Below are 21,093 nucleotides of genomic sequence, written 5' to 3'. Positions count from 1 at the left end.
CTCCAGCAATAAGGCACAAGCCAAGAATTTCATTCACTGTTCAGCCCTCCGTCGCCGCCAAGCGCACCTAAGCTAGTCGGCACTATTGCTCCGGCCCTGTGAAGTATTAAGCTGCGTAGCGAACATGCCGGTCCTGGAAGTAGCTCATCACACGCTGCGGGTTTTGTTCCAGCCTCGCCATGTGGTCGTTGGCAGCTTCGCGCAATTTGGCCTTGGTTCGCACCGGCACGCGTTTGCCCATTTCCTGTTTGAGATCGGCGTTGAGCCTCTCCTCAGGGTTGAGTTGGGGGCTGTAGCTGGGCAGGTAAAACAGCTCGATCTGAGCGTAATGCAAGGCCACCCAAGCCTTCACCAACTTGCTGTGATGCACCCTCAGGTTGTCCAGAATCAGGAATACCTTCTTGCCCGCATCCTTGATCAAGGCCTGCAAGAACTCAATCAACTTGTCGGCATCAAACGCCTCGTCGATGATCATCCAGCGGGTCTTGCCCTGGTTGGTCACCGTGGCGATCATCGAGAGCTTCTGGCGCGTGCCGCCCACCGCCATCGCCACGGGGGTTTTGCCCGCAGGGGCAAAGCTTCTGCCACGCACGTCCGTGTTGACCAGCGCGGTTTCGTCTCCCCAGTGGATTTCCCCGCCCTCAGCCCTGGCGCGCTGCTCGATGGCGGGGTATTCCCCCTCCAGCCAAGCCTGCACCGCCGCGGGGCTTTGCTCATAGGCTCGCTTGATGGGCTTTTGCGGCGTAAAGCCCCAGCGGGTGAGGTACTTTCCAACGCTGCGCACCTGCAGTTTGATGTCGAACTCCTGTTCAATGAGCTGCATCACCGCAGCGCGGCTCCACAGGTGAAAGTCCATCTTGAGTTGCTCAGGACGCGTGTCAATGATCAGGCGCTGGATCGTCTCTTCTTGCGCTTGACTGAGCACCCGACCGTCGCCTCTGGCGCGTCCGCGCCGAGTCGGCCGGATGGCGCTCCAGCCGCCAGCCTCGTACAAGTCAATGGCCGCTCGAACGGGCGGGTAGCTCAGCCCCGTCATGTCCACGATCTGCATGATCTTGACGCCCCGCTTGTGCAACCTCACGACTTGCTTGCGCCGCTCGTGAAGTTGCTCCAGTGTTTGCTTCCTTGCGTTTTCCTTTTCCATCATCAATGGATCAAAAAACTTGCTGAAAGTTCATATTTTATTGGGCCTTATCTATAAAGGCCCGCGCACTCGCGTTGGACCCCAACCCAGCAGGGCGCGTGTCGTCGCCCCGCATATACGCCCTTGACACGGCCCCATGCCGCACCGGGTCATCATCTTCGCTTCGTTCCGGTTCGCGAAGGCACTCACCGCGCGGAACTCCACGTCCTCGCAGCGGCAGACGATGGCGTCGCGCGCCGCTGCTGCGGCCCACTGTCGATCGACCGCGAAGCAGCGGCTGACGCGCACGGAGTACGCGCGCCACCGACGGCGCGCGCGGGCCTCGGCGCCGTCTGGATCGAAGCAGCCGACGAACGCCAGGCCAGCGACGGCGCCCTCAATCGCGGCCAACTCGGCCCCTCTTGAGCCGGTGCATTCTCCGGCCGCGTAAACCCCGTGGACCGAGGTTCTCTGGCGCTCGTCGACAGCGATCGCGCGCTCGGCGTACCCGCTCTCGACGATGCGGCAACCGATCGTCCCACCCAGCTCAGCATTGGCGACGAGGCCGAGCCCGAAGGCGACGCGGTCACACGCGAGCTCGATGCGCCGTGTGCCGTGACGCAGCTGGACGCCTTTCACGCGCTCGTCGCCGAGGACGCGCTCGACCTGACTCGCCGTGATCACGCGGCTGCGCGCTTGATACGCGCGCAGCGCTAGCGCCTGCGCGAGCTTTCCCGGGTGGCGCCAGAGGCCGGCAGTGAACCTTGCCAGCGCCCGTGCCGGTATCGCTTCGACGATAGCCACGACCATTGCGCCGCGGCGCGCAATGGTGTTCGCGCATGCCCACAGCAGCGGGCCGCTGCCGGCAACGACCACGCGCTGCCCGGCTACCGCCACACCGCCCTTCACCAGCGCTTGCAAGCCACCCGCGCCGCTTACTCCGGGCAGAGTCCAGCCGGAAAACGGCAGGATCAGTTCCCGGGCGCCGGTGGCCAGCACCAGCCCTTCGTAATCCAGTGTCTGCAGGCTGCCGCTAGCGTCGGCGACTAGCAGCCGCTGTGTCCCGTCGAGACCGACCACCTGGGTCGAAGCCATGATGGTTACGCGCGCGCTTTCCTGCAACTGACGCATCAACCCCGCCGCTACGGCCGGGCGGGCACGGAGCAGGTCGCGGCGCCACACCTGTCCGCCGATCTCGGGCGATTGCTCCAGCACGCAGACCATGGCACCGTGCCGTGCCGCAGCCACCGCGGCGCCCAACCCGGCGGGGCCGGCGCCGACCACCAGTAAATCGAATCGCGCCAAGTTAGTCTCCTCGTGTCGAGATCATCATTCCGGGTTCGCAGCGCGTCATGCACGCCAGCCGATGCGCGCGCCCATCGATGGTGACGCGACACTCCTTGCACACGCCCATGCCGCACAGGGCTGCGCGTCCCGCACCGCCGACCGAGCGCCGATAGATCGCCGGCCTACCCGCCGCCGCCTGTTCAATCGCAGCGGCGATCGTCGCCCCGTCGCCGACTTCGACCGCGACGCCGTCGACGCGGACCACCACGTTGGGGCAGTGCCTCACGAAACCCCCTCCCCGTAAAGCTGCTCCAACCCCTCAGGCAGACTTTCGCCAACGATCCTGGAGCGCACGATGCTCGCCGTTACCAGCGCCGTTGATACGCCCAGGCCTTCATGACCAGCAGCCACCCAGACTAGGCCCAGCGGGCCTGGCAGCTTTGCACGGCCTATGATCGGCATGCCGCTGGCCGACGCCGCCCGCACTCCGGTCCACGCGCGCAGCACAGAAACCTCGGCCAGCCCAGGCAGGAATTGCATGGCCCGCCGCGCCAATTGCCGCACGATCGCGGGATCCTCGGAGGCGCTCTCGACCCCGATCTCCCGCGACGAGCCGATCAAGATTTGACCGGTCGGCCGCGGTTGCACGTTAAACGACACCGACACCGAGCTTTGCGCATGAGTGCTAGCGGCGTAACCGATTTCGAGTACGTGGTGGCGCAGCATGCCCGGGTAACGATCCGTGATCATCAGATGTCCGCGCTTGGCGACGAGTGGCAGATCCGGCAGCAGCGCCTTAGCTTGCAGTCCCGCGGCGATGATCACGTGCGCAGCTGCAAAGCGCCGGCCGTCGTCGGCCTCGGCCCAGTCTTGGCCGACCCGGGTTACGCGCACCCCCTGATGTACGCGAAGCCGTCCGTCGCAGGATTGCCGGCCCAGCCACTGCGCGGCCTTTGGCGCGTAGATGATGGCGTCCCCTGGAACGCGCAGGCCGGCGCATGCCGCCTCCGCCAACGCCGGCTCGGCCGCGACCAACCCCGTGCGGGTCAGCAATTCAGCGTCGACCCCGGCGGCGGCGAACGCATCCGATTGCTGCTCGAGCAGCTCGACTTCGCTGGGCCCCGACGCGATCCAAAGAGTCCCCGTCTGCACATATTCTGCCGCGCGTTTGAGCTCGTCGGCTTCGCGCCGCCAAGCCTCAACACCGTGGCGCGTAAACTCGAGCTCGCCCGGCACTCCCTGCAGGGTGACGAGATGCCCCATCCCAGCCGACGTAGCTCCAGAACCAAGGTAATCCGCCTCTAGCAGATCGACCGTAGCGCCTGCGCGCGCCAGTTCGCGAGCGCAGGCGGCGCCGACAATGCCGCCCCCGATGATGAGACAGTCCACGGGGCCCATCGCCTCAGGCCCAGCGATCAGCGGCACGCTCCGCCTCGTCGAATAGCAGCTCGCCAACGGCGGTAACTTGCGCGCTTCCGGTGATCGACGGTTTGATCCAGGCGACGCCATCGTCGTCTACCGTGCAGCTTTCATAATTGCCTTCGAATACGCTGCCGGTGACGCTCTCCTGGCGCCACGTCTGCCCGGCGCCGAGTACGCCGTCGGCAGCCAGACACGCCAGTCGTGCGCTGGTTCCGGTTCCGCACGGCGAGCGGTCGTAGGCCTTACCGGAGCAGAGCACGAAATTCTTCGCATCGTTGCCCGGCGCCGCGTCCCGCGCCGAGGACAGCTCAATGTGATCGATCTCGGCGCCGTCGCGCCCCGTGATGCCCCTCGCGCGCAGCTCGCCGCGTATTGCCCAGCACAATTCGGTCAGCAGATCTCGGTTCGAAAGATCGATGCGGTCTTGTCCGTGCTCTACGATGTAGAACCAGTTCCCGCCCCACGCGACGTCACCGATGAAACCGCCGTATCCAGGAACGTCGATCGCCACGTTCTTGCGGTGGCGGTAGGAGGGGACGTTCTGTACGCGCACCCTGCCGTCTTCGCGCAGAAACGCGCGCACGTTGCCAACCGGCGTGTGAAGCGTGTGGAGGCCAGGAGCAAGACGGCCCAAGTGCGCGAGCGAGACCACCAGTCCGATCGTGCCGTGCCCGCACATGCCGAGCAGTCCGACGTTGTTGAAGAACATCACCTCGCCGGCCATATCCGACTCGGTCGGTGGCCAATATGCGGCACCGACCAGGATGTCCGATCCGCGCGGCTCATTGACTGCCGCGGCTAGCAACCAGCCGTACTCTCGGCGAATTTCTTGATACCACTCGCGAATCCTCCCCCGCGCCGGCCGAGGGATGCCCTCAAGCAAAACCCGTGTTGGCTCACCGCCGGTGTGCGAGTCGATAAATCGAAGCGTTCTGGTCATCGTCTACTTCCAGAGATCATGAAATGGGGCCTCCATCAATGTCCACCGCCAAGGTAGCTCGCCTGCACCAAGTCGGAATCGAGGAGCTCACGCGCGGAACCTTCAGCTACCACTTCGCCGTGCTCCAAGACGTAGGCGCGATTCGCCAGGCGCAAAGCCATTCGCGCGTTTTGCTCGACGATTAAGATCGTTAGGCCGTCTCCGGCAATCTTGCGTAGCGCTTGGAAAATGTCACGCACGATGATTGGTGCGAGGCCAAGACTCGGCTCGTCTAGTAGCAGCAACCGCGGTCGCGCCATCAACGCACGGCTGATGGCCAGCATCTGCTGTTCGCCTCCGGACAAGGTGCCGGCCAGTTGACCTTCGCGCTCTGCGAGCCTGGGGAAAAGAGCGTAGGAGGCTTCCAGGCCTCGGCCCACTTCCCACGCCGGACGGGTATAGCCGCCAAGCACCAGGTTCTCACGTACGGTCAAGGTCGGAAAGACCCTCCGCCCCTCCGGTACCTGCGATATGCCGCGGCGAACGATGCGGTCGGCGCTGATCCCCAATGTGGACTCCCCGTCGAAAGCAATGCTCCCCGCCGTCGGTCTCAGCAAGCCGCTAATGGTTCGCATCAGCGTGCTCTTTCCGGCGCCGTTGGCACCTAACAAGGAGACGATTTCGCCGCGCCTTACGCGAAGGGAGGCGCCGCGCAGGGCTGAAATCGCGCCGTACTTTACGGTCAACGAGTTTACCGACAGCAGTTCTTCGTGACCAATTCGCCGGTCCGACAAATTAAGTTCACTCATAGTTCTTCGTCCCGTCCGAGGTACGCCTCGACCACGGCGTCGTTGGCAGCGACGGCTGCTGGGACCCCTTCGGCGATCTTGCGCCCGAAATTAATGCACACGACTTTGTCGGTGACGTTCATCACCACGTTCATATCGTGCTCGACGAGTAGCACACCGATACCTCGCGCCTGTATGTTCCGTATCGTTTCATTGAGTGCCAGAGATTCCGCATCGTTCAGGCCAGCAGCGGGCTCGTCGAGAATCAGCAACCGGGGACGGGTCATTAGCGCCCGAGCTAGCTCAACTCGCCGCTGCACGCCATAGGCCAACTGCCCGGCATTCATGTCCGCATACCTATCTAGTCCCAATTCAGCGAGCATCGACATGCTCTCGTCGCGCAAATGCCTTTCCTCACGCCGTTGTTCAGGAAGGCCCAGAAGACCTTGCCACCAGCGCTGACGCACGTGTAGATGAGTGCCCGCCAGAATGTTTTGCAATACGCTGTGACCCTGAAAGAGCCGTATCGTCTGAAATGTTCGCGCGATGCCGCGCGCCGCGATCTCGTGGGGGAGCCGCCCGCTGATGATGCTCCCATCAAAGCGAATCTCGCCCGCTGTCGGCCGATAGACACCGGTTATCAGGTTGAACGCCGTGGTCTTGCCCGCGCCGTTCGGGCCAATCAGACCGACCACCTCGCCAGGCCCGACAGAAAAGCTGAGGTCAGCTACCGCCTGTAGGCCGCCGAAGCGTATGCCAACCCCTTGCAACTCAAGCAGATGCTGTGCCATGGTCAGGTCTCCTGCACGGCGCGACGCGGCCAGATGCCTTCGGGACGTGCGACCATCGCGACCATCATCGCGACGCCGAAGACGAGGTAGCGATACGTTTCGAATTGCCGAAACGCCTGCGGAACAACGAACATCAGCACAGTACCCAGCAGCACACCCGCCACCGAACCCTGGCCACCGACCAGTACGATCGCAAATAGAGTGACGGACTCAGCAAAGTTGAACGAGCCTGGACTGACATTGCCCATGACGCTGGCAAACAGCGCACCGGCAACCGATGCAAGTCCCGCTCCCAGACCAAATGCAAGAACCTTGTAGTGGCGCGCATTGACGCCGAGCGTCGTTGCTGCAAGCTCGTCGGTCTTAATCAGCCGCAGGGTTCTGCCCAGGTGAGATCGATCCAGGCGCCACATCAGATAGAGCCCGATGCCGAGAACAGACCAGCACAGCCAGAATTGGCTAGGCGCGGAGATGCAAGCCCGACCCAATATGGCAGGTGCCCCGATGCCGAAGATTCCGTCTGCGCCGCCCGTAACGCCGAGCAGGTTGTTGTCGAGGGCGAGGACGAAAATCGCGTTAAGGCCAAGGGTGGCTACAAGGAGATAGTCTCCGCGCAACTTCACGATCGGAACCGCTAGCGCCATCGCACAGAGGACGGCAACGAGGGCAGCGATCGGCCAGGTCGCGAGCACTGGCCACGCGAACGCAGTGCTCAGTATTCCTGTTGCGTACGCACCGATGCCGAAGTACACCGCATGCCCCATGTCGAACATGCCTGCCCGTCCGAGCACGATATCTTGGCTCAAAGCCACCAGCGCGTACATCGCAAATAGCGTTGCAATGAACAGCCAGGTCGCGCTCAAAACGTAGGGCGCGGCGAGGCAGACAGCCCACGCCAGCAGGCCGGGTCGCACCAAGGTTCGGCGATTCAGCTTTTGCATCATACTTTCTCCGCAACGCGTTCACCGAGCAGCCCGGTGGGCCGTAACAGCAGGATGCCAATCAGCAGCGCGAACGTGATCGCCTGTTGCCAAGAGCTTGAGATGAATCCCGCTGCTAGCGCGCTGAATAGCCCTAGGATCACCCCTCCCAACATCGCCCCCGGAATGTTTCCGATGCCGCCAAGGATGGCGGCGATGAAGGCGTTCAATCCATAGGTCCAACCCATCGTGAAATAGACCTGCCGGTAATAAAGCCCCACGAATAACCCACCTACGGCGCCAATCGCCGGCCCCAGCATGAAGACCGCAATGATCACTTTATTGACATCAATTCCCATTAGCCTTGCAGCGTCCTGGTCACTCGCCGCAGCGCGCATCGCTGTACCAAAGCGTGTGTGATGCACGAACCCATATAGGGCTGCCATAAGCAGCGCGGAGCCGCAGATGATTGCCAACTGGAGTGACGTGATGGCCGCCCCTAGGAAATGCCAACTTGAGCCCCCCAGAATGTGCTCTGGAAAAACCATGATCTGCGGCCCCCAAAGCAGCATCAGCCCGTTCTCAATAACTAGCGACGCACCAAGCGCTGACACCACAGGGGCCAGCTTGTTGGCTTTTCGTAGCGGGCGATAGGCCACCCGCTCGAGGAGTAGACCGGCCACTGCGACTACAGAGGCTGCGACGACGAAAGCCAGAGCGACTGCAACGATTGATGAATGCCCACGAAACGCGCGCAAGACCATCAACCCAATATATGCGCCAAGTATGCAAAGATCGCCGTGGGCAAAATTGATCTGCCTCAGCACACCGTAAACCATCGTGTACCCCAAGGCAATCAAGGCATAAATTCCGCCCACGGCCAGTCCGTTGACCAACTGCTGAACAAGTGTGCCTAGCATGCAACCCCCGAATGTCGAGCGGGGCGCTCCGCCCGGGGCGCCCCGCGTCTTTCGAAATCAGATCAGTCGCCGGACTTCGGGTAAACGATCCGGTAACCGGCGCTCGGCGTGATCACGAAAGCGACAAAGCCGCTGCCGATTCGCTCGCCAGCTTCGTTCCACGAGAACTGCCCGGTGTAGCCGTTGAAACGGCTCAGGTGATGGAGCGCGGGGATTAGCTCCGTGGGCTTGACGGTTTTGATGCGCTCGGCAGTTTGCAGAATCGCCCGCATGCCGTCGGCATTGGTCAACGTATAGACGCTCGGCGGCGCCTTTCCATACATTGCCCTGTAATTCGCCAGGAACTTTTGCGCAGACTTGTACGGGAGGTCCTGGGGTGCCGGCACGTTGATGATCACTGCGCCCGCAGCGGCGGTTCCGGCAATCTTGGCGAAAGCGGTGTTCTGATTCGCATCGCCGCCAATAAAGGGGGCCTTCAGGCCGAGCTGTGACATTTGCGCCTTGATCAGCCCACCGTCCGTGTAGTAACCGGAAAAATAGACGGCGTCGGGATGCAAGGCACCGAGTTTGGTCAACACTGGCGTGTAGTCCTGCGTGCCGGCATTGATGTATGCCTCATCGACGATGTCAACGCCCGCCTTCTTGGCCTCTGCGATGACCGACTGTGCGAGCCCCGTCGCAAAGCTCGAGTGGTCGGTGATCACTGCCACCTTTCGATATCCCTTGGCGACAAAATACTTTGCAGTGAATACGGCCTCAGCGCTGTTCGGCGGCGCATTGCGGAAGAAGGTTTTGTAGCCGTGCGCGGTCAGCTGATCGCTAGTGCCGTCCGAGGTCTGGATGATGCTGGATGCCGCGTAAATAGGCTCCGCCGCGAGCGCTGCACCGCTCGTGTAGCTACCTATTACCGCAAGAACCCCGTCGTTAACGAACTGGCGGGCGCAGATGGCACCCTGAGCCGCCTGCCCCTGGTCATCGCAGAGTTCGACGACGATCCTGCGGCCGAGCAGGCCACCACGTTTGTTCCACTCGGCCGCCAACAGTTTCGCGGCGTTGCTGATGCCCTGCCCCTCGTTGGCATACTGTCCAGTGATCGGAGCCTGGACGCCAAACTTGATGACACTGCCAGCCGCATGTGCTGCACCTTGAGCTGTGAATGCAACGCTGCTTGCCAGCGCCACCGCATAAAACGCCTTTTCTACTAGCATGATCGTCTCCTCTCGTTGTGTTTGTATAGGGCTCGCGCGGCGCTCAGAGCACCGGCCGCGTAGCCAAGGCGCGGTCGATGACCGCTGCCACGTTCGCGCGTTCGGTGCCGCTCAACGGCAGACGCGGTTGCCGCACGTGCTCGGTGCCGGCGCCGACCATCGACTCGGCAAGCTTGATGTTCTGCACCAGCTTGTTTGACACATCGAGTGCCAGTAGAGGTGCAAACCAGCGATAGATTGACAAGGCCTCGTCATACCTTTGCGCGCGGTAAGCCTCGTAGATGGCGACGGTCTCGCGGGGAAATGCGCAGCACAGCCCCGCGACCCATCCGTCAGCGCCCATCATGAGCGCCTCGAGAGCCAGGTTATCTACTCCACAAAGGATCTGGTAGCGATCACCGAATTCCCGCTTGATGTCGGTGACCCGCCGAATGTCTCCCGAGGACTCCTTGATTGCGATGAACAACGGGTTCCTTGCCAATTCGTCGAGTACTGGCAAGCCGACGTCGACCCCGTACGCGAGCGGATTGTTGTAGATCATCATCGGAAGATCCGAGGCGTCGGCCAGGGCGTTGAAGTGCGCGACTGTCTCGACGCCGTCGGATACGTAGCGCAAGCCGTGCAGCACCATTAGTCCATCGACACCCTGGCGTGCCGCGTCTCGTGCCAGGGCGCATGCGACGCGCGTCGAGTCCTCGGCTATCGTCAGCAGAACCGGGATTCGTGCTTGGCAGACTTCGCGCGCAATGCCGACAACTTCGAGCTTTTCTGCAGGAGTTAGGGTGGAGGCTTCGCCGAGTGAGCCACACACGATCACTCCGCTTACACCCGCCTCAAGCTGCAACCGGATCCCGTTCGCGGTTCCGCTGCGGTCAAGACTTTGATCAGCGTTAAAGTTGGTCGTAACCGCTGGGAATACCCCCTTCCAATTGGTGTCCACTTTCGCCTCCGTATTTGTGACACGGTTGAATTCTCGGGGTACGAACACCGACTGTCTTGTGAGTTTCGCGCTGACGCGGTGAGAAGATCCGCATAGTGTGTGATTGACTTGGGGATTACCCGCAAGGCGGCTCCAAGGTGCGGCGGTTTGCTGCGAATCGGTCAGGCAGATCCGCGCTGAAGCCTCATGCTCGATGTTTCTCTCTCAGGAGTCTTTCTCTGGACCTATCGATGTCCTGACCGCGGCCCTAGCCGCGCGGCAGCCAGCAGCCTGCCAAGCGAGTGTCTCGACGTACGCCATTAACGACGAAGAGGTGAGCGTCAGCTTCCTGCAGCCACGAACTTGCCCTCGAACCTGATCTGCCATCCGATCGCTTCCGGCGTGCCAGACGGGCAGTGGAATGGATCGTCGATTGGTTGACGTTCTACAACCACCGCCAGCGGTACGAAGTTTGATCGCTTTCAGGTGCGCCGGGTCGAGCGGACACGGCCGGGGGCAAGATGCCAGGGACAGCATCGCAACAAGCGACTATCCGGCAGCGGGCACTGCGCGCGGATCAGAGCATTCAGCGCAGCGTGTTATGGCGCTGGATGACGTGATGCACGATGGCTGCGCCGGCATAGATTCCCACCAAGCATAGCAACACGAGACTCACCATCTCGTGAACCATACTTGATGGCGTGCGACAGCGCATTGTCAGTGCCGATCAAGATCCGCAGGGTCACCGGAGAACAGTACTGTTCTTGCCGGCGGCTTGCACAAACAGGACGCCAAGGCCCGGGAGCGCCTAGCTGGAGTTGGTGTCCCGCACTATTGCACCTGTGACGTAGCAATGCTCGAACCGCTTGCGATCGTGAGCGCCTCGTGCAAGGTCTCGTGGACGTTGCCCGCCCCGATCACAGCCGTGACGCCATGGCGATCCATGTCGGCGCGGAGGTAACGGTTCACGCGGGCAAATATCACCTTGATATCACGCCTAGCCAATTCCTCGCACATGCCGTTGACCGACCGCCCCGCTGAGTAATCCAGATCGGTGATCGCGGAGGCGTCGACGATGAACCAGCGAACCGGGTGCGGCGCGTTGTTGATCAGTCGGTGCGCCTCATCGACGAACAGTTGCACGTTCGCGTAGAACAGGTCGGCTGCAAAACGGTACACGATCAGGCCCGGGGTCGTTTCGAGGCCCGCTTGCGACGGGACGGGCTTCCAACGACTTTCCTCGTCCGGCGAGAACACCATAGTGTGCGGGCGATAGCTGTGACGCACATGGCGCAAGAGCGAAAGCACGATCGCGACGAAGATCCCCGTTCCAACGCCGGCGCTCACCACGACAAGGGCTGTCGCCGCTGCGAGCGCGAATTCTCCCGGGCTCTCGCGCCGGATCTCGGCGAGTTGCCGGACCGCAATAAGCCCGACCGCGATCGTGAACACGACGGACGCCAGGATGCATTGCGGCAGGTACTGGAGCGAGTGCCCGAGGATCAGCAGAACCGCTACGACGACGCAAGCCATGGTCAGCTGCGCGAGCTGGCTGCGCGCGCCCGCCTGTTCCGCCATGGCGGTCTGCGTCGGGCTGCCGTTGACCACGAAGGCGCCGCTTAGCGCTGCCGCCACATTTGCCGCGGCTAGGCCGAGAAGATCAGAATCCGGATCGGTACCATCGCCATGGCGTTCGGCGAACGCGCGGCTCGTCGCAGCGCTCTGCGCAATCACCACGACGAAACAGGATCCGGCCACTTGCAGCAGGTCCACCGTCTGGTACCAACCCAATTCGAACAGGTGCAGATGCGGTAAGCCGATGTCCAGAGGGCCGATGACGGCAATGCCGTAGCCGCTCAAATTCCAGATGACACTCGATTCGATGCCCACAGCCACGACGACAAGCGCCACCGGCCAGCGGGGCCTGAAATGCTTGAACAGTAGGACGGTGGCGACCACGGCAATTGATATGCCGAGTGCGGGCAATTGAATGTTCGGAAGGTGCGTGGCGATCAACCCGATCTGCTGCAGCGTCGCGCGCGCGGCGATCGGAACACCTAGCATGTCTGCGAGCATCGCCGCTCCGACCTGCAATCCGACGCCAGCGAGAAAACCAACCAGTACCGTGCGGGAAAGAAAGTCGGCGAGAAAACCGAGGCGAAAGATGCGTGCGAGCCACAGCATCGCGGCTGTGAGCAGGGCCGTCATCCCCGCTAAGGCAATGTACTGCGCGCTCGACGGCGTGGCCAGGGTTGAGAGCTTGCTCGCAAAGATGGTCGCGGTTGCCGAGTCGGCGGCGACAACGAGGTTGCGCGAAGCGCCGAAGATCGCGAACGCTATGATGGGCAGGAAACCAGTATAGAGTCCAGTGACTGGCGGCATGCCGGCGATGCGCGCATAGCCGAGCAGTTGCGGAATATCCATCGAGGCGAGGACGACACCCGCCATAACGTCGCGCCATGCAGAGGCACGATTTACCGACGGCATCCCTTTGAACCACCGTATGGACATCACATCTCCTGAAGGGTTCGTGATCTCAAAAGGGTGCGCCGGAAGCCGCTACAGCCGCCCAGAGGCTGTCAGGGTTTTGCGTGCGAAGTTGGTTTGTTCATGTCTGCGATCATCGTGGGGGCGTTGCCACCATGCTCTCCGCCCAGCCTTTGCTGATCGATTTCGCGATTGCCGCCACGTTAAGCCTCATCCTACGCTTGCAAGTGTATGGCTATCGCGATGCTCGGGGCAGCAAGACCGCCACCTGACTTGCGCGTGCCATGGCGCTAATCGGCCTGATAGTCTTTAGGTGACGAGCAGCTCGATCGGGTCAGATGCGGCTGACGCAGGCCGCCCGGCGCAGCTGCGGCACGGCGGGATCATGGAAGCACGCCGAATGACAGCAGTAGATCGAGCTCGAGCCGTTCCGTCCAAGGGGCCTGAACGGCCGGTAGTGCCTCAGTTCGGATGTGACAGACTCACCAATCGCTCGGCTTCGTGATCTTCGTTCCCGGAATTGCAGCTGGAAACTGACCGATTGTTATGGTTTGCTAGTGTGTCGCCAATCACCTATAGGCTACGCCCATAAGTAGATGGAACTCTCGGGGCAAACGCGAGTCCGGGTTTGCAAGGATAAGGACGATGCAAGACGGGTGACGCCAGCCGAGCAACATGAGCGGCTCGGACAGGTCATCCGGGTGCACAAATGCGGGCGCACGCGCACGCAGATTGCCGTCGATGTGGGCCTGAGCTGCACGGCGGTGAGCAAGACGATTGACCGCTATGAAGCCGGCGGCATGGCTGCGTTGGATCCCCAGCGCAGAGGCCGCCGCGCAGGGGATCAGCGGGTGCTCAGTGCGGAACAGGAGGCGCACATCCAGCACATGATCTGTGATCACCGCCCTGAGCAACTCAAGATGGACTTCGCCCTGTGAAGCCGAGCTGCTGTGATGCAACGCATCGAACGCGAATGCGGCATGGCCTTGCAGATGCGCTCGGTGGGCAAGTACTTGGCGCGTTGGGGGTTCACCCCGCAAAAACCGATCCGTCGGGCTGATGAACAGTCCCCTGCTGCGGTGCGGGCCTGGCTGGAGACGGAGTCCCCAGCGCTTGTCGAACGTGCCAAAGCCGAGAAGGGTGAAATCCATTGGGGTGATGAGACGGCGCTGGTCAACACCGATGCGCGTGGCCGCAGCGTTGCGCCCAGGGGTAAGACGCCGGTGGCGATGGCCGTGGGCAGCACGCGCCAGAAGCTGTCGATGATCGCCAGCGTCACCCGCCAGGGCAAGGCGCGCTGGATGATCATCGACGGGGCCTTCAACCATGAACGCCTGATCGAGTTCTTTGAAGCGCTGGTGAAGGATGCCCGCGGCAAGGTCTTTCTCATCCTGGACAACCTCACCGTGCATCACTGCAAACCCGCGAAGCAATGGCTGGCCCAGCACAACGAGGCGATCGAGGTGTTCTACCTGCCCAGCACCAGCCCGGAGCTCAACCCCGCGGAGCGGCTGAACGCCGACTTGAAGCACGTCATGCGTAAGAAGGTGCATGTGCGCACCAAGGCGCGCCTGCTGGCCGCAACGGAGGAGCACATGGCCGTCATCACCCCCGAACCCGAGCGCGTCAAAGCCTACTTCCAAGACCCCTAAGTCAGCTATGCAGCTCGAATCTGTTTGGTGGCCGAATCAATAATCCCACTCCGAGGGCTGGATTGAACAATGGAAGGCTGGCCAGGCAGGCCACCTTCGCTGACGGCGGCTGGGTGACAGCGCGGAACAATGTATACAATCGACTTTATATTAATGGTTAGCCCCTGATCGAGCGAGGCATTCGATGCGAACCAACAAGGTCATCCACGTCGTGAGCTGCCATGCTGCCGGCGAGGTTGGCGACGTGATCGTCGGCGGCGTTGCGCCACCTCCCGGAGCGAGCGTCTGGGAACAGTCGCGCTTCATAGCGCGGGACGAGACTCTGCGCAACTTCGTGTTGAACGAACCGCGCGGCGGCGTGTTCCGCCACGTGAACCTCTTGGTTCCGCCCAAGAGCCCGAAGGCCCAGATGGGCTGGATCGTGATGGAGCCCCACGACACGCCGCCGATGTCGGGGTCGAATTCGATGTGCGTGGCCACGGTGTTGCTCGAGACCGGCATCGTGCCCATGCAGGAACCGCAGACAGCGCTATGCCTCGAAGCCCCGGGCGGGCTGATCGAGGTGCGCGCCGATTGCCGTGACGGCAAGGCGCGGCGAATTCGAGTTCGAAACCTGCCGTCGTTTGTCGACAAACTCGATGCAACCATCGAGCTCCGTGGGGTCGGCAGCGTGAAGGTAGACACGGCCTTCGGCGGAGACAGTTTCGCGATCATCGATGGACGACGACTGGACTTTGCGCTGACCCCAGACGAAGCGCGGGACATTACCGAGATGGGAATGAAGATCACCGAAGCCGCAAACGAGCAGCTAGGTTTCCGTCATCCCGAGGCGCTGGGCTGGAACCACATCTCATTCTGCCAGATGACGGCACCAATGACCGAAGAGGACGGAGTGGCCTGCGGCCTGAACGCGGTCGTCATCCGCCCCGGCAAGATCGACCGCTCGCCATGCGGCACCGGGTGCTCGGCGCGCATGGCGGTGCTCCATGCTCGGGGACGGCTTCGAGCCGGTGACAGTTTTGTGGGAAGATCGCTGATCGGGTCGGAGTTTCGCTGTCGCGTCGATTCGGAGCTGCGCGTCGGCGATCGCGTGGGCATCAGCCCGATCATTTCCGGCAGCGCCTGGATCACCGGGATCCATCAGCACACTCTCGACCCTACCGATCCGTTCCCGCAGGGGTATCGACTTTCTGATACCTGGCCGATGCCGAGGCAGGCGGAATGAACCCCGATGTCGACCGATCGCTTGCGATCTTCGACGCGGCGCGGACCGCGCAATTGCTGGACTTCTCCGGGCTGATGGACGCCGTGGAGCAGGCCGCGCGCGAACTCGAGGCGGGCACCATCTGCAGTCCGCCGCGACTGGCGGTGCCGCTTAGCGACTCCGGAGTGATGCTAAGCATGCCGGCCACCGCGAGGGACATCGGCGTGCACAAGCTCTCGAACGTCCAGCCGGCCAACGCGCGAGTTGCTCTTCCCGTGATCCAAGGTATCGTCACCGTTTGTGACGCCCCCACCGGTAGGTTGCTGTGCGTGCTCGACGGGCCCGCGCTGACCGGGCGGCGGACCGCCGCGGTGTCATTGGTCGCCATCCGCCGCCTGCTCGGGCACGCCCCTTGCGAAGTCCTTCTGTACGGTACCGGAGCCCAGGCGCGCTTCCATCTTCAGGCGTTGAGCGAGGTGTACCCGCGTGCCCGAGTCTGGGTCTGCGGACGCGACCCGGCGCGCACTGTGGCGTTCTGCGAGGCCGCGCACGACCTGCGCGCCGACGTGTCGCCGTGTCCGGCCTGCATACCCGATGGCGTTGATGCGGTGATTACGTTGACCACCAGTGAGCAGCCCGTGTACAACGAGCCAGCGCGAGTGGGCCGAGTGATCGTCGGCGTCGGGGCATTCCGGCCCGAGATGGCAGAAATCGGCGCTGCCACGCTGGGCGGAAGCGAAGCTTTCGCGGACGACCCCGCTGGCGCACTTCACGAAGCCGGGGACTTCCTGCGCGCAGCGGTCGATTGGTCGGCGGTCATGTCTCTTGGGCGCATGCTGGACGAGCCGGTGCGAAATGACCGGCCCGCGGTCTTCAAGAGCGTCGGAACCGCAGCCTGGGACTTGGCTGCGGCACGGGTGGCGCTGCAGTCGCTTCGAGCCCGGCCGTGAAATCGGCGCGCACGTGCGCCCGTTTATTGCGACGTATGCCTGTGCAGGGCGATGAATTCCTTCAACTCGTCGCAGGTGTGGTCGATATGTTGCTTCAAGAGCGTTGCTGCGCTGCGAATGTCGCGCGTCTTGCACAGGCGCACGAGTTCGCCATGCTCCTCCTCGGCACGGCGGCAACTCTCCGGACTCAGCGAGAGCTGAAGGCGGGTGTAGCGGTCGGTCTGTTGGAGCAGCGATTCGACGATGGCACTCGTGCGGGGTTGTCCAGCCTTGGACATTAACACGCTGTGCAATCTCGTATTAAGTTCGCCCCAGCGCGCCGGGTTTTTCGTGCGCAACTCCCTCCCGTACTCGGACAGGATCTCGTCGAGCTGCGCAAAGTCCGCACCCGTGAGTTTCCGGGCAGATTTCTTCAAGAGAATCGGCTCCAACAGCCCTCGCAAGTCGAACAGCTCGGCGATCTCCGCGATCGAGAGCTCCGAGACAATCGCTCCCTTGCGCGGCACGATGCTCACCAAGCCCTCGCCCTCGAGTTGCACCAGCGCTTCGCGAACCGGGATGCGGCTGATGCCAAGTTCCGCGGCCAGGGCGTTCTGCTTGAGCTGAAACCCCTCGGGTAGTTCGCCCGAGACGATGCGATGCCGCAGCGCATCCGCTGCGGCTCCGGCAACGGTCGTCGTCGTCAGGCGAGAAGAGGCCGCTGGAGAATTCATGAGAGGGTCCTGGAAGTTCGATCGGCTTCGCCTCAGGTCGCGCAATAGCAACGTGCGTGAGAGCAATTTGTATACATTCTACGCAGCCGTCAGCTGCCGCACCGTAGCAGGGGTGCCCCCAGCGCAGCGACGTCAACCTCGATTCCGAGACCTGGCCCGCTCGGCGCGCTGCCGAATCCGTCGCGGCTGCGCGGCTGGTAGCTGGCGACGTGCTCGCTGGTCCAGTCGTTCATGAACGACACACTCAGCAGCGCGCGCGACCGAGTCGACGCAGCGATGTGGGCCGAAGCCGCCGATACGATGTCACCGCCCCAGGTGTCCTCGACGGTAACCTGCACGCCCAGCTCCTGCGCCAGATCGCGCAACAGCTTCGCCTTGGTCAGGCCGCCGACCTTTGACACCTTCAGGTTGAAGGCTCCGGCACCTCCTTCGCGTACCGCGCGGATCAGTGTGCCGGCATCGTTTACGATTTCGTCGTAGACCATTGGCAGGGACGTGTGCCGCCGCACCTCGATACATTCCTCCATGGTCGGGCAGGGTTGCTCGAAATAAAAGCGTGGAAGATGCTCCATCGCCCGCGCGGCGATCAGCGCTTCGTTCAACCTCCACCCGCAATTTGCGTCGCCGATGACTAGATCCTCGGGGCCCGTGCTGTCGACGATGTGCTTGGCGCGGACCGCGTCAACGCTTGGGTCGCCGCCGATTTTCAGCTGGAAGCGATGGATGCCTTCCGCGCGACGATCTAGAACGTAGCGAGTCATGCGCTCCGGCGAGCCGAGCGGAACCGCGAAATACAGCGGGAAGCGCTGCTGCCGGACCCCGCCCAGCATGTCGGCCACGCTGGCGCCCCACGCTTTGCCAGTCAGATCCCAGCACGCCACGTCGATCGGACTCTTGGCATAAGCGTGCCCCATGAGCACCGCATCCATGGTGTCGTAGATCGCAGCGTGATTCGTCGGGTCGAGGCCAATCAGCGCAGGCGCCAGCAAGCGTAGCGCAGCACGGGCTCCGTCGGCGTGCTGGGGAAGGTAGGCCGATCCCAGTGGACATACCTCCCCCCACCCTTCGTGCCCTGAGTCGCTGATTACCCGCACGAGCGTCGACGGAAGCACGGTGACATCCCTGCCGCCCGACATCGTGTAGACACCGTGGACATAGGTCAGGTCGAAGTTGTAGACCTCGATCGCGGTGATCTTCATATTCTCTCTCCTGATGATTTCCTGCATGCTCACACCGGGAGGCCGCCGCGCGACAGCAGCCAATCCGGCGGGTCTTGGAATACGACGGGCCGCAGGAAGCGGTCTATCGCGCGAGAGCCGACAGATGTGCTGAACGGCTGGGTCGACGCGGGAAAGGGGCCGCCGTGATGCTGCGCGGTACTGACGGCGACCCCTGTGGGAACGCCCGAGAACAAGACCCGTCCCGCAACCGAAGAGGCCGCCCGCACAAGGGCTCTGTGGAATTGGTTGTCCTCGTCGGCCCCCCAGATGGTTGCCGTCAGACTTCCTTTGATCGCGCGCACGGCGTCGAGCATATCTTGATCGTCCCGGGCCTCGACCACGATCGCCTCTGGTCCAAACACTTCCTCGCGCAACGCCGGATCCGAGCAAAAGCTTGCGGCGTCGGTTCGAAACAACGCAGCTGCGGGCACATTGGCAGCGGCACTCGCGCCCCGGAGAATTTGCGCCACGCGGGGTCGCTGCCCGAGGCGTTGACAACCGGCGTCAAATCCGGTGCGGATGGCCTCGTTCAGCATCGGATGCAGTGATTGCGACGCCAGTGCTTTCTCCAGCAGCCGCACGAACAGGTCGAGAGAATCAGACCTCTTGGCGATGATCACGCCAGGACTGGTACAGAACTGGCCGGTCCCCAGCGCAATCGACTGTGCAAGCGCCGTGGCTACTGCCTGCTCACGCCCGAGCATCGCGCAGGGAAGCACAACCACCGGATTGATCGATCCCAATTCCCCATAGAAGGGGATCGGATCGACGCGTTGCCGGCACACCTGCTGTAACGCCAGCCCTGCGCGCAAGGAACCTGTGAACGCAACTGCGCGAATGGCTGGATGCCGCGCCAAGTCTTGGCCGATCTGCGGCGAAGCGCCCTCGACTAACCCGAGCAGCACAGCGGGCAGCAGTTGCGCCCGTAGGACACGCAGCGCGAGCTCGTGCACTTCGCGAGACAGACCGGTATGGCCGGGGTGAGACTTCACCACTACCGGGCAGCCCGCCGCGAGGGCGGAAGCAGTATCCCCGCCCAGCACTGAGAAGGCGAAGGGAAAGTTGCTCGCGGAGAACATTGCCACGGGTCCCACTGGAACCCGGACTCGATGCAGGTGCGGGTGGCCGGCTGGGGGAGCCCCGGAGGCCGCCGGATCATCGATCACGGAAAAAGCGGCTCCCGCGGTCACCTCGTCGGCGAAGCGGCGGAGCTGGAACGCAGTGCGATCCAGCTCCGCGCTCAAACGGAGCGCACCGAGACCGGTTTCGTCGTGGGCAAGCTTCACCAAAGGCTCGCGCCCTTCTTCCAAAGCACGGGCGAGGCCGGCAAGTAGATCGGCGCGCTGGCGCGCCGGGCTCGATGCCCAGTCCGGGGCGGCGCGGGAAGCCGCGAGCACAGTCGAATCCACGGTTTTCATCGCAAGCTCTATTTTCGTGTTGATCTTGTTTGTAGATTGTATACAATTTACACGAACAAGACTACTTTGGAAGGAATGCAATGAACAAGCATGTTTCCTGGTCGGGCGTGTTCCCGGCGGTGACCACGCAATTCCGCGAGGACTTCAGCGTCGATGTCGACGCGACGGCGAAGGTCGTCAAGGCACTGGTCGAAGACGGAGTATCAGGCCTTGTCGTTTGCGGCACCGTAGGCGAAACCTGCTCGCTCTCGCGCGCTGAGAAGATCTCGCTCTGGGAGGCCGCGAGTGACGTCGTCGGTGGCAAGGTGCCCGTCATCGCGGGCGTCGCGGAGTACACGACTGCGTTTGCCATCGAAACTGCGATCGAGGCCAAGCGCGCCGGCCTCGATGGCTTAATGGTGATGCCCCCGCTCGTGTACTCCTCGCAGCCGCACGAGACGGCTGCGCACTACAGGGGAGTAGCCGCGGCCGTCGATCTGCCATTGATGGTCTACAACAACCCGTTGATCTACCGTACCGACGTCAGCCCGGACATCCTTGCTTCGCTGGCTGACTGTGACAACATCGTCTGCTTCAAGGACTCGTCGGGCGACACGCGGCGCTTCACCGATTTGCGCAACGCCGTTGGAGAGCGATTCATCCTGTTCGCCGGCCTCGATGACGTCGTGTTCGAAAGTCTGCTCGTCGGCGCGGTCGGGTGGGTATCAGGCATGTCGAATGTGTTTCCGCGCGAGGGCGAGGCGCTATTCCGTCTGATCAAAGAAGGAAGTTTGCACGAAGCGCGAGCAATCTACGATTGGTTCATGCCCTTACTGCACTTGGACGCGCGGACCGACTTGGTGCAGACCATCAAGCTTTGCGAGCACATCGTCGGCAGGGGCTCACACCTAACGCGTCCTCCGAGGCTGGCGCTGAGCGCCGAGGTGCGCGCCGAGGTCGAGGGCCTAATGGCGCGGGCTTTGGCAACTCGGCCCACCATTGCGCAGTCGCATTCGCGGCAGCGTTAATCAAGGAGCGCAGACGCCCGAGGTGAAGCCGCGTGGTGCCGTCGGGTTGCAGTGTCGAGTTGGTAGTCACAAGAGGGCCGGACCAAAGACGCATGGGTCCGGTCGCACGATGTACGGTTTTGGGGCCGATTCTTGTCGACCCACC

The 21,093-nt window shown here is 62.7% G+C and carries 18 protein-coding genes and 1 pseudogene; 4 read left to right on the top strand and 15 right to left on the bottom strand.

Going from position 1 to position 21,093, the window contains the following annotated elements; genetic code table 11:
- Positions 1–106 precede the first annotated feature (106 nt).
- The 12 genes from CD04_RS0118735 to CD04_RS0118675 form a co-directional block, all read right to left on the bottom strand.
- Positions 107–1,144 (bottom strand): IS630 family transposase, encoded by a 1,038-nt coding sequence (locus CD04_RS0118735; protein ID WP_031409566.1) that lies wholly within the window; start codon positions 1,142–1,144, stop codon positions 107–109.
- Between the two features lie 51 nt (positions 1,145–1,195).
- Positions 1,196–2,428 carry an FAD/NAD(P)-binding oxidoreductase gene (locus tag CD04_RS0118730; protein ID WP_031409564.1) on the bottom strand — a complete coding sequence of 411 codons (1,233 nt, stop codon included), beginning with the start codon at positions 2,426–2,428 and terminating at the stop codon, positions 1,196–1,198.
- Position 2,429: 1 nt separating this feature from the next.
- Positions 2,430–2,696: a 2Fe-2S iron-sulfur cluster-binding protein gene (locus CD04_RS0118725; RefSeq protein WP_031409562.1), complete on the bottom strand. Its 267-nt coding sequence runs from the start codon at positions 2,694–2,696 to the stop codon at positions 2,430–2,432.
- A complete protein-coding gene (locus CD04_RS0118720) occupies positions 2,693–3,799 on the bottom strand; it encodes an FAD-binding oxidoreductase (protein ID WP_197033164.1) in 1,107 nt (368 codons plus the stop codon). The genes CD04_RS0118725 and CD04_RS0118720 overlap by 4 nt, the downstream gene beginning before the upstream one ends.
- Before the next feature lie 13 nt (positions 3,800–3,812).
- Entirely contained in the window at positions 3,813–4,772 is a 960-nt protein-coding gene (locus CD04_RS0118715) for a proline racemase family protein (RefSeq protein WP_031409558.1), read from the bottom strand.
- 35 nt (positions 4,773–4,807) lie between these two features.
- The gene (locus CD04_RS0118710) at positions 4,808–5,560 is read right to left on the bottom strand and encodes an ABC transporter ATP-binding protein (protein WP_156030337.1); all 753 of its coding nucleotides are present in this window, start codon (positions 5,558–5,560) and stop codon (positions 4,808–4,810) included.
- Positions 5,557–6,330 (bottom strand): ABC transporter ATP-binding protein, encoded by a 774-nt coding sequence (locus CD04_RS0118705; protein ID WP_031409554.1) that lies wholly within the window; start codon positions 6,328–6,330, stop codon positions 5,557–5,559. Before CD04_RS0118705 ends, CD04_RS0118710 begins: the two co-directional genes overlap by 4 nt.
- A gap of 2 nt (positions 6,331–6,332) precedes the next feature.
- On the bottom strand, positions 6,333–7,274 hold the full coding sequence (locus CD04_RS0118700; RefSeq protein WP_231480690.1) for a branched-chain amino acid ABC transporter permease: 942 nt from the start codon (positions 7,272–7,274) through the stop codon (positions 6,333–6,335).
- A complete protein-coding gene (locus CD04_RS0118695; RefSeq protein WP_031409551.1) occupies positions 7,271–8,170 on the bottom strand; it encodes a branched-chain amino acid ABC transporter permease in 900 nt (299 codons plus the stop codon). The genes CD04_RS0118700 and CD04_RS0118695 overlap by 4 nt, the downstream gene beginning before the upstream one ends.
- Before the next feature lie 62 nt (positions 8,171–8,232).
- Complete coding sequence (locus tag CD04_RS0118690) at positions 8,233–9,378, bottom strand: branched-chain amino acid ABC transporter substrate-binding protein (protein WP_031409548.1); 1,146 nt, start codon at positions 9,376–9,378, stop codon at positions 8,233–8,235.
- A gap of 43 nt (positions 9,379–9,421) precedes the next feature.
- Positions 9,422–10,318: a dihydrodipicolinate synthase family protein gene (locus tag CD04_RS0118685; RefSeq protein ID WP_031409546.1), complete on the bottom strand. Its 897-nt coding sequence runs from the start codon at positions 10,316–10,318 to the stop codon at positions 9,422–9,424.
- Between the two features lie 810 nt (positions 10,319–11,128).
- Entirely contained in the window at positions 11,129–12,808 is a 1,680-nt protein-coding gene (locus tag CD04_RS0118675; RefSeq protein ID WP_031409545.1) for a SulP family inorganic anion transporter, read from the bottom strand.
- Between the two features lie 572 nt (positions 12,809–13,380).
- Between CD04_RS0118675 and CD04_RS22255 the strand changes: the two are divergent.
- The 3 genes and pseudogenes from CD04_RS22255 (at position 13,381) to lhpI (ending at position 16,590) form a co-directional block, all read left to right on the top strand.
- A pseudogene (locus CD04_RS22255) lies at positions 13,381–14,436 on the top strand (IS630 family transposase).
- Between the two features lie 184 nt (positions 14,437–14,620).
- Positions 14,621–15,661, top strand: a complete 1,041-nt coding sequence (locus CD04_RS0118660; protein WP_031409543.1) for a proline racemase family protein — start codon at positions 14,621–14,623, stop codon at positions 15,659–15,661.
- Positions 15,658–16,590 (top strand): bifunctional Delta(1)-pyrroline-2-carboxylate/Delta(1)-piperideine-2-carboxylate reductase, encoded by a 933-nt coding sequence (gene lhpI / locus CD04_RS0118655; RefSeq protein ID WP_031409541.1) that lies wholly within the window; start codon positions 15,658–15,660, stop codon positions 16,588–16,590. The genes CD04_RS0118660 and lhpI overlap by 4 nt, the downstream gene beginning before the upstream one ends.
- A gap of 23 nt (positions 16,591–16,613) precedes the next feature.
- Here the strand turns inward: lhpI and CD04_RS0118650 are convergent, their stop codons facing one another.
- The 3 genes from CD04_RS0118650 to CD04_RS0118640 form a co-directional block, all read right to left on the bottom strand.
- On the bottom strand, positions 16,614–17,303 hold the full coding sequence (locus CD04_RS0118650) for a GntR family transcriptional regulator (RefSeq protein WP_031409539.1): 690 nt from the start codon (positions 17,301–17,303) through the stop codon (positions 16,614–16,616).
- Positions 17,304–17,392: 89 nt separating this feature from the next.
- The gene (locus CD04_RS0118645) at positions 17,393–18,502 is read right to left on the bottom strand and encodes a mandelate racemase/muconate lactonizing enzyme family protein (protein ID WP_031409537.1); all 1,110 of its coding nucleotides are present in this window, start codon (positions 18,500–18,502) and stop codon (positions 17,393–17,395) included.
- Positions 18,503–18,531: 29 nt separating this feature from the next.
- On the bottom strand, positions 18,532–19,941 hold the full coding sequence (locus CD04_RS0118640; RefSeq protein ID WP_031409535.1) for an aldehyde dehydrogenase (NADP(+)): 1,410 nt from the start codon (positions 19,939–19,941) through the stop codon (positions 18,532–18,534).
- An 80-nt stretch (positions 19,942–20,021) separates the two neighbouring features.
- Between CD04_RS0118640 and CD04_RS0118635 the strand changes: the two genes are divergently transcribed.
- Positions 20,022–20,948, top strand: coding sequence for a dihydrodipicolinate synthase family protein (locus tag CD04_RS0118635; RefSeq protein WP_031409533.1), 927 nt, complete (start codon positions 20,022–20,024; stop codon positions 20,946–20,948).
- Positions 20,949–21,093: the final 145 nt, after the last annotated feature.

Origin of the sequence: Thiomonas sp. FB-Cd (genome assembly GCF_000733775.1) — a bacterium.
GTDB lineage: Bacteria > Pseudomonadota > Gammaproteobacteria > Burkholderiales > Burkholderiaceae_C > Thiomonas_A.
The sequence above is the reverse complement of the archived record's forward strand: the minus strand, read 5'-3'. Positions and strand labels throughout refer to the sequence as shown.